The sequence below is a fragment of the Pararhizobium sp. IMCC21322 genome (genome assembly GCF_030758295.1).
Taxonomy (GTDB): domain Bacteria; phylum Pseudomonadota; class Alphaproteobacteria; order Rhizobiales.
The window spans coordinates 3,054,064-3,070,469 of record NZ_CP132335.1 but is presented as its reverse complement, the minus strand read 5'-3'; the positions used below and the strand labels follow the sequence as shown (position 1 = coordinate 3,070,469).

The following is a 16,406-nucleotide window of genomic DNA, read 5'->3' as shown; positions in this document are numbered from 1 at the left end:
AGCCAACGAACAACAGCCTGGCGTCACCAAGAGTTGAGTGTGCGCCGATTCGCTAAACCTCAGTATATCCGACGAGTTGCCGGAAAGGTAACCCTGCATGAAAACGCACCAAACAACTTTAGGTGCATAAGTATGATTTGCTGAGATATTATCCGTCAGACCCAACGCTTCAATTTGATTTTTTGGATCAGTTTAACGACCATCGGGCGTGCGCAGCCCAAACCATTTGTCGCGGACTTTTTCGTAATGCTCTTCAGCCTGGTAAATTTGAACGCCCAATCCAAGTCGTTCTGCGTTCAACTTGCCGACGGCGGATGCCAGCGCAAATGCAGCCACCACCTGGTCACGTCTGGCTGATACGAGATTGACACGCGCATCCTGCAATTCCTGTTGCGCGTTCAGAACATCAAGTGTTGTACGCTGACCCACACGCTGTTCTTCAATGACGCCGCTCAGAGCAATCTGACTTGCATTACGTTGCGCTTCTGCGGCGATGATAACCGCACGGCTGGCTGTCAACTGACCCCAGGCAGAAATGACAGCTGCGCGCACCTGATGGCGCGCAAGATCCAGCCGAAGCAACGCTTCACCTTCTTTTTGCTTCGCCTGGCGGACGCGTGAAGATACCCCGCCGCCCTGATAAATTGGAATGTTGACCCGGCCTGTAATGGAGGCACTGTCAGTTGAACGGGTTGCTCCGTCGAAATTATACGTCCTTGTCAGATCACCCTCTATCGTTACTGTTGGTAACAATTCGCCTTCTATGACCTTGGTATCGAATGAGGAGGCATCTGCATTGTAGGTCGCAGCCAGAATGGCTGGATGATAGCTTAGGGCAACATCCAAAGCCGCATCCATATTGTTTGGGATCAGCCGTTCGGCAGAAAAATTCTGCTGCAGATTTGACGGTTCATTACCGATGATCTGCTGATATACAGCCCGACTTGAGTTCAGATTTGCCTGAGCAAGGTTGAGCTCAGACGATGCAAGACTGACACGTGCGTCCGCTTGGGCAACATCTGTTCGGGTGGTTTCACCAACTTCAAACCGATCTCGCGTTGCACGTCCCTGCTCGCCCAAAAAACTGACATTTTGCGATCGCAGTTGAACCAGTGCCTGATCACGCAGAACGTTCATGAACGCTTCTGCCGCATCGAACAATATGTTCTGCTCGGTGTTCATCAAACCCGCACGACTTGCCAGAACAGCGGCTTCAGCTTTTTTGGTGCCGTTCGCCGTCCGGAATCCGCGAAACAGATTTTGCGTCACATTCAGGCCCAGTGTAGCGCTTGCGCTATCAGAAGATGTGTCGCCGCCGTTGCGGATGTCATTGTCTGTCCATGTCTGGGTAACGCTGCCGGACGCGCTGACGTTTGGCCGGTATCCTGACAATGCCTGAGGTACGCCTTCGTCGACAGCACGGGTTGCTGCGCGCTCGGCATTCAGTTCCGGATTATTGCTGTACGCAGCAGACAATGCCTGGAGAAGAGTTTCTGCCGATGCAGGCCCAGATGGACTGACAACCATGGCGGTCAGTAACAAAGCAGAGGTTATTCCTGTCAAAAATCCCTGTCGTTTTCTGCTCACAACCATTCCCTTCAAAACAATCAGACCCTGATCGCAAACAGTATAGTTAACGCTTCCGGGCCTTAAACACTTACCTTTATGCCCTATGACCTCCAACAACCGACTCAGCACTTACCCACAGGTCATTTGCTAATTACCAAAAAAGGTCAGTGGTGTGACCAAACAGGCACGCAACTCAGATTGCGCCTTTTCGCCAACAGTTTTGTCACGTCGAACCACGGTTCCAAACAAGTTCCGCTACTAAAATACGAAGCTTTCAGCGCGTTCAAAGCTTGGAAGTGATGGTACGCAGGCATTCATGATTGGAACTGAGGTCGTTCCAATGCTGGTTTTCCTGAACATCGTCAGATTGCCAGAAAGGCCATGCCCAACAAATGTCAGAAGTCGACCATCTGCACGCAATTGATCAAACAGGGCTGCTGGCACTTCATCGACCGCGCCGTTGATCACAATCAGATCGTAAGGACCTTCCTTTGCATATCCGTCATGCAGATCGCTTTGCAGGACGACGGCATTGTCGATTTTGAGATCAAGCAGATTACCAGTCGCGGTTTCAACCAGCTCCGCGGCGCTTTCAATTGCCACCACAGATTCGCAAAAGCCGGCAAGAATGGACGTGGAATACCCCGTTCCGCAGCCAATATCCAAAACCAGATCAGTGGGGCGTATCTGTGCGGCTTGCACAAGCCGTGCAAACGGATAGGCCTCCATCAGGAAACGTTCGTCGCCTGCCCCATTATTCCAGACGCGTATGTCGCTGTCGGTGTAGGCAAAAGCCTTTTTGTCGGCGGGAACAAATGTCTCTCGCGGCAATTCTTCAAAACGGTCAAGAATTTCATGTGAGGTTACATCATTGGTGCGAATCTGGTGCTCCACCATATTCTTCCTCAAATCCGCAAAATCCATCATCGTTCAACTACTTTCGTCTGGTCGCCACAAGGTTGTTATTCCTTTCTTAAGTCCTTACCGTTGCTGAATGACACACGCAAGACTGGAATGCGGTCCTGAGACAATTGATTACATATTTCCATGTGGCGTTTTTATGTCGGCTGACGGATCGTTGAATTCAGGTTCGATTAACACTGCGCGGAGTCATCCACGGATTTTTGCGTCTATTCACGTTTTTGTGTTGTCCGAATGAATCCCGTTTGCTAAAGCGACACCGACCAGATGAAGGCCTCGTGGCGGAGTGGTTACGCAGCGGATTGCAAATCCGTGAACCCCGGTTCGATTCCGGGCGAGGCCTCCAGTTTCCAACAAAGCCGTTTTCGCGCCAAGATTTGGGCATCAGCATATGACCAGTCGAAGCCTGACATGAAACATGGCGGTGATCTTCCCTACAACAGCAAGGCGGATCGTGGGGATTGGCTTGACCTGTCCACGGGTATCAACCCGCATCCCTATTCCCTTCCAGACTTATCTGCTTCTGACTGGCAAACGCTTCCAAGTCAGTTCGGCCTAGATGAACTGTTGTCTGCCGCAAGGCGTTACTATCAGGTGCCGGATGCAATCGGAATTATAGCTGTTCCGGGAACCGAGGCGGCCATCAGCCAGTTTCCAGATTTTTGTCCAGGCTCGGTTGATATCATTGAGCCAACCTATTCCAGCCATCGCACCGCCTGGGCGGCGGATGGTCGAACAGCAACTTCGCTCGGCGCGTTGCCTGCCAAGCCTGCCGAGAACCATCTTGTGGTTGTTAATCCAAACAATCCGACAGGAGATTTGCTGGCACCGGAGGAATTGCTTGCAACTGCCCGCAGCCTAGCATCTGACCGGTTTTTGATTGTGGATGAGGCTTTCATGGATTGCACCCCCCAGATGAGTATTGTCCCACATATGCAGCCAGACTTGCCGGTCATTGTGCTGAAATCATTTGGAAAGTTTTTTGGCCTTGCCGGGTTGCGGCTTGGCTTCGTGATCGGCAATCCAGCTTTGCTGAAAAAGTTCTCCGACCGCTTTGGCGAATGGTGCATTAGCGGCCCTGCCCTGAAAATCGGGGCGGCGGCATTCAATGACAGTCAGTGGCAGTCCGCCATGCGCACGCGGCTTGGCAAAGACATGGCCAAATTGGCTGATATGTTATCTCACCGGCATCAGTTGGTCGGTAAAACAGATTTATTTCTGACATGTCGACATCGGAATGCGCAGGGCCTCCACCGATTTTTGGCAGATCATAAAATCTGGACCCGCAGCTTTTCATATGAACCTGATTGGTTGCGTTTTGGCCTGCCCAAGACCGAAGAGAACCTTGTGCGGCTTGCGCAGTACCTGTCCGCATTCGATGAACCGGTCGGCGGGTCCTGAGAGATGTTGCTTGATTACACGCTTTTTCTGTCTGGCACGCTGGCAAGTCTTCTAGTGGCTTTGCTGCTGGACGCCGTCTTTGGCGATCCTGACTGGATCTGGCGGCGTCTGCCCCACCCTGTTTCCTGGATCGGCGCGCTCATATCCGGTGCCGACAAACTGTTGAATTTCAGGGGCAATGGTATCGTCAATTACCTGTCTGGAACATTTGCAATCTTGGTGCTGGCGGGACTCGCCGGAATAGCAGGATTGGGGATGCGCTGGGTGTCTGCACAATCATTGGGCGGGTCAATTATCATGATTGTCCTTGCGGCCATTCTGCTGGCCCAGAAAAGCCTCTATGTGCATGTGTCGCGCGTAGTGCTGGCTCTTGGTGATTCCGATATTCAGACACCACGACGTGCGATTGCCATGATCGTTGGCCGCAATCCTGATGATCTTGATCGCTACGCTATCTCACGCGCCGCTGTTGAATCCACAGCGGAAAATCTCTCCGATGGTGTAATCGCTCCGGCATTCTGGTTTGCCGTTGCGGGTTTCCCCGGCCTGCTGGTCTACAAAACCGTCAATACAGCTGATTCCATGATCGGGCACCACAATGAGACCTATGGCGCTTTCGGGTGGGCAACGGCGCGGCTGGATGATCTGCTCAATCTTGTTCCGGCGCGCCTGACAGCATTATTGCTTGCTCTGTGTGCCCCGATTGTTGGTGGATCACCGCTGAAGTCATTGATCGGAGCTGTTCGTGAGGCAAATTGGCACAAATCTCCGAATGCAGGATGGCCCGAGGCCGCAACAGCCTATGCGCTGGGTGTTTCGCTGGCAGGACCCAGGCAATATGGCAGCGAGACGGTTGATGCGCCCTTCTTCAATGCATCGGGACGCAATGATTGTGATAGGCGAGATGTGCGACGCGCATTACGGTTGATGATTGCGGCTCTGGTTTTGCACTGGCTGATCTATCTCGGCCTTTATGCTTCTCTGGCGTAGGCAATTTCCAGCATTTGATTGATGTCGAGATGCGCTTCCAGATGCTCGGACAGATCATCCAACACCTGATCAATGGACTGATTGTAGCTGTTGCCAGAAGCTGTGATGCCCAGATTTTCAAGAAAGTAGCTGCGGAATTCATCTGAAGAGAAAATGCCGTGCATATAGGTTCCTGTCACAAGGCCATCTTCGCTTTGAGCTCCATCGGACTGGCCGTCAATTTCGACAAATGGACGTTGGCAGTCGGAACCCGTGGTCTGCCCGAGGTGAATTTCGTAGCCTTCGACAGTCAGTCCGCTTTCACAATGAGTGCCCTTGGCAGGTCTGGTGGTTTTTAAAGGGTCCAGAACCGTCTCCACATCCAGATAACCCAGACCGTCGACAGTTTCGGTGGACCCCTCAACGCCATGCGGATCGGAGATCTGCTTGCCCAGCATTTGATAGCCGCCACAAAGCCCCATAATTGGTTTGCCATGGCGCAGATGCGCAGCAATGTCCAAATCCCATCCTTCGGATTTCAAGACAGCCAAATCGGCGATTGTGGATTTGGACCCCGGCAGCAGAATCAAATCTGCATTTTGAGATAATGGCTGACCCAATTCGATGATTTTTACCGAGACATTTGGCTCTGCCGCGAGTGGATCGAGATCATCAAAATTCGCGATACGCGGCAGCTTTGGCACGACAATTGTAAAGTTTTCAGTGCGGTTCGTCTCATTCTTCAAATCCAGAATATCTTCGGCTGGTAACAATTGCGCCTTCTGGAAAAACGGCAAAATGCCCAAAGGTGCCCACTCTGTCCTTGTGGCAATCTCTGTCACACCATCTGCAAACAGCGATACATCTCCGCGAAATTTGTTGATGAGAAAACCCTTTATCCGGGTTTGCTCCGCCGCTGGCAAAACCGCATACGTACCTACAAGGCTGGCAATCACACCGCCGCGATCAATGTCGCCAATCAGAACAACCGGCACATCCGCAGCTTCAGCAAATCCCATATTGGCGATATCGCCTGCCCGCAAATTGATCTCCGCAGGGCTTCCAGCCCCTTCCACCAGTATCAAATCATATTGATTTTCAAGGGTTTCAAAGCTTTCCATGACTTTGGGCATGAGGGTGGTCTTATGTTTGCCGTAGTCTTTGGCACGCATTGTGCCGACAAACCGGCCCTGCACGATAATCTGCGCGCCCAACTCGCTTTCCGGTTTCAACAGAACCGGATTCATATGGATGTCAGGGGCCAGACCGGCTGCACGTGCCTGCAGCATTTGTGCCCGGCCAATCTCGCCTCCATTGGCCACGCCCGCATTGTTAGACATGTTCTGCGGCTTGAAGGGTGCAACTTTTATCCCCCGGTGCTTCATGGCGCGCGCTAGCCCGGCCACCAATACGGATTTCCCCACATTGGACCCGGTTCCCTGCAACATAAGTGCGGGCTTGCGCGCCATAGTTTTTAGAACTCGATGCCGATTTGGGCTTTCACGCCGGATCTGAACGGGTGCTTGATCATGGTCATTTCCGTGACCAGATCGGCGAACTCAATCAGTGGTTCCTTGGCATTGCGTCCGGTAATGACAACGTGCTTGTCATGGGGTTTCTGCTTCAGAAACTCGACGACTTCCTCGACATCGATATAATCATAACGCAGCACAATGTTCAGCTCATCCAACAGAACCAACTTGTGCTCATCATCCATGATCAGCTCTTTTGCTTTCTCCCAGGCCTGACGGGCGGCGGTGATGTCACGCTGGCGGTCCTGCGTCTCCCAGGTAAAGCCCTCGCCCATTGTGTGGTGAGAAACCAATTCCGGGAAACGCTCCAAGACCGTGCGCTCACCGGTTTCCCATTTGCCTTTGACAAATTGGACGATGCCGATTTTGTGGCCATGTCCAATAGACCGGAAAACAAGGCCGAAGGCGGCCGTTGATTTGCCTTTGCCCTTACCGGTATGGACTATGACAAGGCCTTTCTCGATGGTTTTGGTCGCAATAATTTTATCCCGTGCGGCCTTTTTCTTCTTCATTTTTTCCGCATGACGGGCATTCAGCTCTTCTTCTGTCATCTCGTCTTTTTTGGTCATGCGGTGGTCTCCCCTTTGAGGTTTTTCAACTTGGCAAAGATGCTGTTGCGTCTGGGTTGCCATAAATCCTTATCGATAGCCTGTAGAAAACGGTCCGCCATTTCTGCCAAGGCAGCCGGATTATGTGTCTCAATGAACTCCCGAACCGTGTCATCGTCGAAATAGGCGTCATAGAGCAGATCGAACTGATGGCTTTTGACTGCCCGTGTTGTGGCTGCGTAGGCAAACAGGTAATCCAGAGTTGCCGCCATTTCAAAAGCGCCTTTGTAGCCATGACGCATGACACCGGCGATCCATTTCGGGTTGGCAGCCCTGCCACGCACAACGCGCGACAGCTCTTCTTCCAGGGACCTTATTTTTGGTGTTTCCGGGCGAGAATGGTCGCCATGATAGACGGCGGGTTCGTTGCCCGACAAGGTTGCGACAGCTGCGGTCAATCCGCCCTGAAACTGGTAATAATCATCACTGTCCAGAATATCATGTTCTCTGTTGTCCTGATTTTGCAGCACCAACTGTGTTTGCTCCAACCGCGTCTCCAGCAGTTGACGCGCACCCTCACCCTCCGCACCCGATCCATAGGCGAAACCACCCCAGGTGAGAAAACTTTCGGAAAAATCAGCGCGGTCTTCCCACAGGTTCTCGTCAATCAGGGCCTGCAGACCTGCACCGTAGGCACCGGGCATGGACCCAAAGATCCGATATCCGGCGCGCTTTTCCGCCTCTTGATCTGACAGACCTTTCGCGATCAGTGTTTTGGTCTCGGACTTGAACCGTGCCGCAATCGGGTTGGCATCATCTGGCTCATCCAGCGCTGCGACGCCGCGCACTGCGCTATCAAACAGGTCAATTTGTAACGGAAATGCATCGCGAAAGAAGCCTGATATGCGAAGCGTGACGTCAATGCGGGGGCGTTTCAACTCTGCCAGCGGGATGATTTTAAAACCGGTTACACGGCCCGACAAATCCTCCCAAACCGGCTCTGCACCGATGAGCGCCATGGCCTGCGCAATATCATCGCCGCCCGTGCGCATGTTTGAGGTGCCCCATGCGGTTAGAGCAATAGCTTGTGGCCATTCACCCTGTTCCTGAAAATACCGCTCGGCCACCAAATCCGCAGATTGGAGCCCAAGTTTCCATGCAGCTTTCGTTGGCACTGACCGGACATCGACTGAGTAGAAATTGCGGCCCGTTGGCAGGCAGTCCAGACGCCCGCGTGTTGGTGCCCCCGAAGGTCCCGGATTCACAAAGCTGCCATTCAGCGCTGACAAGCAGGCATGTATTTCCTTTGAACCGCTCTCGTCCAGATTGACGGCAATCTCAGTTTCAAGATTCTGCAGGACATCTGCTGTTTGTGTCCAATCTGTTTGGCATTGTGTCGCGCCATTGATCAAAGCTTTTGCCAGGGCTTCCAAGCGCTCTACCGTGTCGGCATTCGTGCGCCACGCATCGTTGGAGACGCCTGCAAGTGACTGTGGTTTTGGGCCTGTCCAGTGTTCCGACATATCGCACGCCAAAGGATCAAAATTGGACAGGTTTAAATCAGCAGCAATCGCCCGGTGCAGCGACATCCCGGTCGGTCCCGGCACTCTTGCCAGTGCTGTCAGCGTGTCATCCCGCTGTTCGCCTTGCGGTGAGTGCCCCAGAATATGCAGCCCGTCTCGTATCTGCAACTCTTTCAGCTCACAGATGTATCCATCAAGGCGCTGCAATGCATCCTGCTTGTCGAAACCTGGCTTCAGGCCCAACTCTGTTCCCAATGAATGGCGATCAATGGCCTCAAAAATCTGGTCATCAAGGAGCCTTACTCTTTTTTGATCCACACCGGAGGCGAGGAAATACTCATCGATCAGTGCTTCGATTTCCGACAAGGGTCCATAAGTCTCTGCGCGGGTCATGGCTGGCATCAGATGATCTATGATCACCGAACTCATCCGGCGCTTTGCCTGCGCTCCCTCACCCGGATCATTGACGATGAAGGGATAAATAATTGGGAGGCCCTGCATGATTGCGTCAGGCCAGCAATTGGCCGACAGAGCCAATGCCTTGCCGGGCAGCCATTCCGTGTTGCCATGCTTGCCCATATGGACAAGCGCATCGGCACCAAATTCCAGACGCAGCCAGGCGTAAAATGCGAGGTAGTTGTGCGGTGGCACAAGCGCCGGATCATGATAGGTGTCCTTGGGATCGATGTTGTATCCCCGTGCAGGCTGCACACCAATGATGACATTGCCAAATTTGTGGATTGCCAGACGAAACAGACCATCGATGCAGGTCGGGTCGTCTTCCGGGTTGCCCCATCGCGCTTCGATTTGATTTTGCAGAAATTGAGATAAGGTGCTGTAATATTGAAGATATTTCTCGATGGATATGCTGAACTCAGCTTGCATCAAACGTGTCAGGTCAAAAGCGTTCGTCGGGCCCGCCATAAAGCGGTCCATCAGAACTTTGCCGTTTTCCGGCGCATTCTCAATTGTGTAGCCGTCAAGTTTCAATGCTTGCAGCAGGGCAATCGTACTGGCCGGTGTGTCGAGTCCAACACCATTTGCCATGCGCCCATCCTTGTTCGGATAGTTGGAGAGGATTATGGCCACGCGCTTGTCGGCTGCCGAAATCTTCCGCAATTGAGCCCAACTGGCTGCCTGAACGGCGAGCCGTGCAATCCGATCCTCGATGGGTATGAATTGGGTTGGGCTGCATTCCGTTTTGGGATCAAAGGCCCCCTCTTCCTTAAACGAGATAATTTGGGTCAGGACACGACCATCGATCTCGGGAAGAACAACATGCATGGTTAGATCTTTGGCTGACAAGCCCCGGTCGCTGTCCTGCCATCCTTCTTGAGATGTACCGGACATGACAAATTGCAGCACCATGCATCCGGTCTGATCCAGTGGCGTGACTTTGTGGGCACCGCCGGGTTTGGACACCGCAAATGCGGTGCCGTTCAGGATAATGGCTGGCGTGGCCTGTTTGAAAACGGCGTCCAGCACAGCAATCGATTCTGGATCTTTCAGGCTGGACACATAAATCGGCAGAACATTCATGCCTTTGCAATTGAGTGCTTTGATCAGACCATCAATGGGTGCGGTCGCATTTGCCTGTACTGTCGAGCGATAGAACACAATGGCGGCCAAACCGTTTTTGTGCTGGCTATCCTGCATCAGGTTAATATCGGGCTGCGCTGTTCCCGGCCAATACAGCCCCGCCTTTGGCAGCGGTTTGGGTGGCTCAAAAGTGGTTTCGTAGCCTATCTGTGAAGCCAGAAACCGGAGGGCATTTTTCAGGTTTTCAACGCCGCCTTCAACGCAGTAACGCCAGAAGGTTCTTGCGTGGTTCGGATCGAGAGTTGTGGCGGTCTCAAGATCGACATCCCAATTTGCATCTCCCGGGACGACTATGATCTTGGTATTATTGGCCCGCGCCAATTCCGCCAGACGCTCCAGGCCATAGGGCCAGTAATTACGGCCTCCCAACAGGCGCACAACAACAAGCTTTGCCTGGGCCAACGTCTGTTCCAGATACATGTCCACGGAATATGGGTGGGACAATGCGAGCAGGCTTGCAACGCGCAGGCTTGGGAATTCGGTTTCCAATGATTGTGCTGCGTAGGAGAAGCCAGAAATTTCGGTGTCAGCTGCCGTCAGAACTACAATGTCGCCGGGCGACTGACCGAGGTCAACGGCTTCCTCTCCATCATCTATGCGTCGTGTCTGGGCCTGAAGGACATGCACTAGTCAACTGGCCTTTTTAGCGGCAATCACATCCGATAATGTGGCGCGAATTGCAGTCTGATCGAGTCCCTTTTCACCGATTACCACAAGTTTTGGCGTTCCGCCGCTTGGCGTGGCAAACCAGGTTTCAACGCGCGGACCGACAGCTTGCACTGCCAAAGGCGCATTTTTCCCGTGTATGGAAATGGCGCCCTTTATGCGCAGAACCCCATGACTGTTCATGGCAGCCAGAACGGCGGCCCTTGCCGTATCCACGCTCTCATGGCTGCTGGTCTCCACAATAAATGTCTCAAAATCATCATGATCATGCTCGTGGTCATGATCGTCATGATGACTTTTGCGGTTCTCCATGTCTTCTTCGGCCTGTGCAGTCAGACCCAGCACTACTGAGGGAGAAACGATGCCGTTTGAAGCTTCCAGAAACTGAACAGCATCGCGCGTGTCACGGGATGCAATTTCGCGTGCTTTAGCCAAGCCTTCAGCGCTCACCAGATCCGCTTTTGACAGAATGACGAGATCTGCGCATTTCAACTGATCTTCAAACAGTTCTTCAATCGGACTTTCGTGGTCCAATGCTTCATCAGCGGTCCGCTGTTCCTGAAGCGCCGCTTCATCATGTACCATTTTGCCTTCAGACAATGCGGCTGCATCCACAACAGTGATCACGCCATCAACGGTGACTTTGGATTTCACACTCGGCCATGAAAATGCGCGGACCAGAGGTTGTGGAAGTGCCAGGCCGGATGTTTCGATGATGATGTGGTCGGGTTGCTCGCTGCGCGACAGAAGTGTTTCCATGGTGGGCAGGAAATCATCAGCGACGGTGCAGCAGATACAGCCATTGGTCAGTTCTACAATGTCGTCCGCGCTACAAGCATCTGAATTGCAGCCTTTCAGAAGGTCCGCGTCAAATCCCATATCACCAAATTCATTGATGATGAGCGCGATGCGACGTCCCCCAGCATTTTGCAACAAATGACGAATGAGCGTGGTTTTTCCCGCACCCAGAAAACCGGTAATAATAGTTGCAGGTATTTTTGTCGCCATGCTCATTGAATTGTCCTTTGGGGTTTCAGATTAAGAGGAAGACCGGCGGCAATGAAATCCACACGGTCAACGGTTACGGCCAGCTTCTGGTTCAAGCGACCCTGATGGTCACGAAACGAGCGGGCCAATGCATTTTCCGGCACGATGCCCATGCCGACTTCATTGGATACAAATACAATTGGCCGACTTAGGCCGGGTATGAGATCAAGCAATTGACTGGTTTCATTGTCTACATTGCGCTCATGATGCATGAGGTTAGAGAGCCACAGGGTCAGGCAATCGACCAGAATGGCCGAACTACCGGTTGGTGCATCTTCTATCGCTTCACGCAGGTTCAGGGGCTCTTCCGTGACACTCCAATGAGTACCGCGACGGTGTTGATGCTGTTGCACACGCTGTTTCATTTCATCGTCGAAAATTTGTGACGTCGCCACGTAGTGAGGGGTGTTACCGCAGGCCAGTACCATCTGCTCGGCATAGGCGCTCTTACCGGAGCGCGCACCACCTAAAATGAGAGCGGAGTTCTGTTCTGGTTGGAGTGTGGCACTCATGCCAGCGGCCTGGTGCTGAGTAAAAAATTGGAAAGCATGGATTTGTCCTCAAATGGCCGTCAGCGACGCAGTTTGTCAGCTGATAGTCCCGTTTCCGGACAGGTATTCAATTGGGGGAAATGAATGGTTGCGGCAGAATCTCTGCCGCCCAAAGCACAGTAAGGCATAATTATCTCCTATCCGTCCGACCCGACGGCAGTTTGATTCCAATGTGCTGGCAGGTCTCCTGACTCGCGGTTCGCAGCCATTTGTTTCGCCTTCCCGGACATATCCAGTGGCATTTGAAACAGTGGCTCACCGCTCACAGTTGCGGGGGCAGTCCCGGTTTGCAGACCCCGGATTGGGTCATCTGCATCCGTGTTCCCTTTTCATTCGGTGCATCGCATCCACGATGAACCAAAACCAACACGAGTTCACATAAGCTTTTCGAGCGCGGTATTGCAAGCGCAGTTGTGATTGCGCCTATTTTCTTTTCTGCTGCCTCTCCTGGCGCTTCCTGCCCCACCAAACAGCAATCCGTCTTGTTCCGCGCCTTATAGACGGAACATCGTAGGACAGAATGATCAGTCCAACCGGTATCATCCAGAAGCCGACGATCGGCAAAAATCCGACGAAGCCGAACAGCACAAACACGACGCCCAGGCTGATGCGTGCCAGTTGCGATTGCGGAAGATTGAATGATTTACCGGCAAATTTTATCGAAGGCACTTTGGACCATCTTGCTTTGGTTGCAACCTGCCCGCAGATAAGGATCAAACCGGCGCACAGTAAGGCCAAATCAAACAAAGAGAGCAGAAAAGGTGTTTTTACGAGCAATCGGGTCTTGGCAACGCCCCATTCCTTTTGTATAGACGCTCACCACTGATCCCCGATAGCTCAGTTGGTAGAGCAGGTGACTGTTAATCACCTTGTCGTTGGTTCGAGTCCGACTCGGGGAGCCATTTCAACCCGCCGAAGCGTTTCGCTCGGCGGGTTTTTCTTTCAGGATATGCGGGTGATAACAACGCTGGCAGACTGGATACAGCCTCCCTCGCCCTGCACAATAGATTCGGAACCGATGATCTTCTCGATGTTTGCAGGTGTCCTGCCGTAGTTTGTGTAGACCTTGTGCGGACCCATCGTGCGAACCCTGACGCCATCCGGCATGATTTGAACTTGTAGTCCTGCTCGCTCAGCGGATTTGACTAAAACATCCTGCAACAGGTTTTCATCTGGCCAACCCGCCAAGTAGGAAATCCTGCCGAATTGGACATAGGCCGGGTGACCATCCGGCATTTGGTAGCAATCATCCGGCGTGGCCAGCAATGTGAGATGCTCGCGCCATTTGGATATTGAGCCGCCGCCAGCCTGATGAACAATTCCTGGACGCAGACTTTCAACACAATCGACCCTGAGCTGAAGCAGTTGCGCCAGAGGACCGGGAGCCAGGTTTGCCGGGATTGCGAGGTCGTGTGTTTTGGAACCAGTTCTTGGACCAAATACAATTTGGGCGTTTGTCGCTTCAAAGGCTGCTGCAGCATGCTCGGTTACCTGAAGAAGGTTGGGCACCATAACCAGCTCATAGCCGGACAGGTCTGCGCCGGAGGCAACTATGTCCACAGACAGTCCGAGTTTTCGGGCAGCGCAGTAAAAAGCGAAATGAAGCGCAATGGGATCGTAATCTTTACCCTGGGGCTGGATTTGCGTCATCCAGATGCTTGGATAGTCCAAAATCAGTGCGACGTCTGCCTGTGACGTGTCGACCGTCAGGTCCAGCTGATCGAGTTCGCTTGCAACTTGCGCGGCTTCATGCGCAGCGATATCTGCCGTGCCATCAGGTTTGTTTAACCCGGCATGCATCTGCTCCTGCGCAAAAGGTGCCTGACGCCAGCGAAAATACGAAACCACTTCTGCGCCGTGCGCAATGGCTTCCCAGGTCCACAGCCGGACCATGCCGGGCAACGGTGCAGGATTCCAGTCCGCCCAGTTCACCGTGCCTGGCTGTTGCTCCATGACCCACCAGCGTCCATTGCCGGTTCCGCGATAAAGATCATGGTGGAAAGCCGTGAAATCGGGATCGCCCTGATTCAGGTATTTTTCCTTATGCGCGTCGCTGAGATCCGTTCGTCGCTCCAGAAAGCCAAGTGGATAGGAATCCCATGACGAAATATCCAAATCTTCAGCGACGTCAAAATGGTCAAATTCTGTAAACATGCCCATGAAATTGTGGATGATGTCGCGACCAGGGCTGAGTTTTCGCAGGATCTCGACCTGCTCCCGGTTAAAGGTAACAACCTGATCTGAAGAGTATCGACGAAACGCAAGGTGATGCGATGGATTGGCTTCAGTGACAGTGAGATTGGGCAAATCGATTTCTGAAAAGTCGCGATACTCCATCGACCAGAACACATTGCCCCAAGCCTCGTTCATATTGCCAATGGTGCCGTATTTATCTTTCAGCCAGCTTCTGAAGCCTGTCAGTGCAGCGTTTGAATAGGAATAGGTTGTATCATGACAGCCATATTCATTGTCCGTTTGCCAGACAGTAACGGCAGGATGTTCGCCAAACTTTTCCGCAAGTTTTGTAATGATGCGGGCGCATTCAACACGATATCCATGATGGCTGAAATCATAATGGCGGCGAGAGCCGAAGCCACGCTTGTGACCGTCCGGGCCGATGGCAATCATATCCGGCATGGTATCGACCAGCCATTTGGGCGGCGTTGCCGTTGGCGTTCCCAATACGACTTTCAAGCCGGCCTGTCCCAGCACATCAATTGCGCGGGCCAGCCAGTCAAACTCATATTGTCCGGGATTTGGTTCCAGTCTGGACCAGGCAAACTCACCTATGCGGACATAGGACAGGCCGATTTCGACCATTTGCCGTGCGTGATCCGTCCACTCGCTCTCGGGCCAGTGTTCAGGATAGTAACAGACGCCCAATTGCGGGCGTCTGGTGGTAATTTCAGCGGCGCCATTTGACATTCGCCTACTCCAAAAACAAAAAATTCATCAGTCAAGCGGCACCGATCTGCATATGCACAGCACACGAATCAAAGCCGACGCTCATTTTTGTCGAACAGCATGCAAGTCGATGGATCAACGCCCATTTTGGACACATGACCCGCCTTCTCGTTCGTAATACCCTTTTGCTCAACCGTCAGCGGTCCGGTGCCGCCAATGTCGACATAAAGGAAGGACGAGCCACCAAGCTGCTCGACAACACTGACCTTGCCTTCAATGTAGCCACCGGATTGTTCAAGCGGGACAAAATGCTCAGGACGCACACCAAAGCTGACTGTATCACCCGCTTTTGGCGCATTGTCGCGCGCCTGAACGGTAAGCTTCTGTGTTCCGAAGGGGCCGCCCGTCACCACAACATCTTTGCCAGAGACAGAATCGACCTGAACTTCAAAGAAATTCATGCGAGGCGAGCCAATAAAGCCAGCCACAAACAAATTGTCCGGATCTGTGTACAGGTGGATTGGCGAGCCAACCTGTTCAATGATTCCGGCCCGCAGCACAACAATCTTGTCTGCAAGCGTCATTGCTTCCGTCTGATCATGCGTCACGTAAATCATGGTATTGCCAAGATCCTGATGAAGCTTGGCAATTTCCAGACGCATTTCGACACGCAGTTCAGCGTCAAGGTTTGAAAGCGGTTCATCAAACAGGAACACTTCCGGCTCGCGAACAATGGCACGACCGATGGCAACACGTTGACGTTGCCCGCCGGACATCGCTTTAGGCTTACGGTCCAACATATGATCCAGCTTCAGGATAGCAGCGGCTTTGGCAACACGTTCGTCAACTTCCTGCTTGCTGTGCCCGGTCATTTTCAGGCCGAAACCCATATTCTCTTCTACAGTCATGTGTGGGTAGAGGGCATATGACTGGAACACCATTGCGACGCCACGATCAGCCGGGTCCATTCGTGTGACATCGCGGTCACCGATTTTCAGAACGCCGCCAGAGGTGTCCTCAAGGCCGGAGACCAGGCGTAGAAGCGTAGACTTGCCACAACCGGACGGTCCAACAAAAACAACAAACTCGCCATCTTCGATATCCAGATCGACACCATGAATAACCTTCACCTCGCCGAAAGATTTTTCGATGCCCCGTAATTCAAGTCCAGCCATA

The 16,406-nt window shown here is 52.7% G+C and carries 12 protein-coding genes, 2 tRNA genes and 1 riboswitch; of the genes, 4 read left to right on the top strand and 10 right to left on the bottom strand.

Annotation, left to right across the window (positions count from 1 at the left end; all coding sequences use genetic code 11):
* Positions 1-192 precede the first annotated feature (192 nt).
* Positions 193-1,593, bottom strand: coding sequence for a TolC family outer membrane protein (locus RAL91_RS14515; RefSeq protein WP_306256935.1), 1,401 nt, complete (start codon positions 1,591-1,593; stop codon positions 193-195).
* Positions 1,594-1,827: 234 nt separating this feature from the next.
* On the bottom strand, positions 1,828-2,496 hold the full coding sequence (locus RAL91_RS14510; RefSeq protein ID WP_306256934.1) for a protein-L-isoaspartate O-methyltransferase: 669 nt from the start codon (positions 2,494-2,496) through the stop codon (positions 1,828-1,830).
* 266 nt (positions 2,497-2,762) lie between these two features.
* Between RAL91_RS14510 and RAL91_RS14505 the strand changes: the two genes are divergently transcribed.
* The 3 genes from RAL91_RS14505 to cbiB all read left to right on the top strand — a co-directional run bounded on the left by RAL91_RS14505 (position 2,763) and on the right by cbiB (position 4,881).
* Positions 2,763-2,836, top strand: a tRNA-Cys gene (locus RAL91_RS14505).
* Positions 2,803-3,891 (top strand): threonine-phosphate decarboxylase CobD, encoded by a 1,089-nt coding sequence (gene cobD / locus RAL91_RS14500; protein ID WP_306256933.1) that lies wholly within the window; start codon positions 2,803-2,805, stop codon positions 3,889-3,891. Before RAL91_RS14505 ends, cobD begins: the two co-directional genes overlap by 34 nt.
* 3 nt (positions 3,892-3,894) lie before the next feature.
* Positions 3,895-4,881, top strand: coding sequence for an adenosylcobinamide-phosphate synthase CbiB (gene cbiB / locus RAL91_RS14495; RefSeq protein ID WP_306256932.1), 987 nt, complete (start codon positions 3,895-3,897; stop codon positions 4,879-4,881).
* Here the strand turns inward: cbiB and RAL91_RS14490 are convergent.
* The 6 genes from RAL91_RS14490 to RAL91_RS14465 all read right to left on the bottom strand — a co-directional run bounded on the left by RAL91_RS14490 (position 4,863) and on the right by RAL91_RS14465 (position 12,995).
* Positions 4,863-6,329 (bottom strand): cobyric acid synthase, encoded by a 1,467-nt coding sequence (locus RAL91_RS14490; protein ID WP_306256931.1) that lies wholly within the window; start codon positions 6,327-6,329, stop codon positions 4,863-4,865. The two genes, cbiB and RAL91_RS14490, sit on opposite strands and share 19 nt — an antisense overlap.
* A gap of 5 nt (positions 6,330-6,334) precedes the next feature.
* Positions 6,335-6,961 (bottom strand): cob(I)yrinic acid a,c-diamide adenosyltransferase, encoded by a 627-nt coding sequence (gene cobO / locus RAL91_RS14485; RefSeq protein WP_306256930.1) that lies wholly within the window; start codon positions 6,959-6,961, stop codon positions 6,335-6,337.
* Positions 6,958-10,689 carry a cobaltochelatase subunit CobN gene (cobN, locus tag RAL91_RS14480; protein WP_306256929.1) on the bottom strand — a complete coding sequence of 1,244 codons (3,732 nt, stop codon included), beginning with the start codon at positions 10,687-10,689 and terminating at the stop codon, positions 6,958-6,960. The genes cobO and cobN overlap by 4 nt, the downstream gene beginning before the upstream one ends.
* A gap of 3 nt (positions 10,690-10,692) precedes the next feature.
* Positions 10,693-11,736 (bottom strand): cobalamin biosynthesis protein CobW, encoded by a 1,044-nt coding sequence (gene cobW / locus RAL91_RS14475; protein WP_306262937.1) that lies wholly within the window; start codon positions 11,734-11,736, stop codon positions 10,693-10,695.
* A gap of 2 nt (positions 11,737-11,738) precedes the next feature.
* The gene (gene cobU, locus RAL91_RS14470) at positions 11,739-12,287 is read right to left on the bottom strand and encodes a bifunctional adenosylcobinamide kinase/adenosylcobinamide-phosphate guanylyltransferase (protein WP_306256928.1); all 549 of its coding nucleotides are present in this window, start codon (positions 12,285-12,287) and stop codon (positions 11,739-11,741) included.
* Positions 12,288-12,485: 198 nt separating this feature from the next.
* A riboswitch (cobalamin riboswitch) is annotated at positions 12,486-12,709 on the bottom strand.
* A 40-nt stretch (positions 12,710-12,749) separates the two neighbouring features.
* Complete coding sequence (locus RAL91_RS14465; protein WP_306256927.1) at positions 12,750-12,995, bottom strand: hypothetical protein; 246 nt, start codon at positions 12,993-12,995, stop codon at positions 12,750-12,752.
* 157 nt (positions 12,996-13,152) lie between these two features.
* On the opposite strand from RAL91_RS14465, the gene RAL91_RS14460 reads away from it, so the two are divergent.
* A tRNA-Asn gene (locus tag RAL91_RS14460) sits at positions 13,153-13,228 on the top strand.
* Between the two features lie 40 nt (positions 13,229-13,268).
* Here the strand turns inward: RAL91_RS14460 and RAL91_RS14455 are convergent.
* Together RAL91_RS14455 and RAL91_RS14450 are read right to left on the bottom strand one after the other, a co-directional pair.
* Entirely contained in the window at positions 13,269-15,251 is a 1,983-nt protein-coding gene (locus RAL91_RS14455) for a beta-galactosidase (protein WP_306256926.1), read from the bottom strand.
* Between the two features lie 68 nt (positions 15,252-15,319).
* Entirely contained in the window at positions 15,320-16,405 is a 1,086-nt protein-coding gene (locus RAL91_RS14450) for an ABC transporter ATP-binding protein (protein WP_306256925.1), read from the bottom strand.
* Position 16,406: the final 1 nt, after the last annotated feature.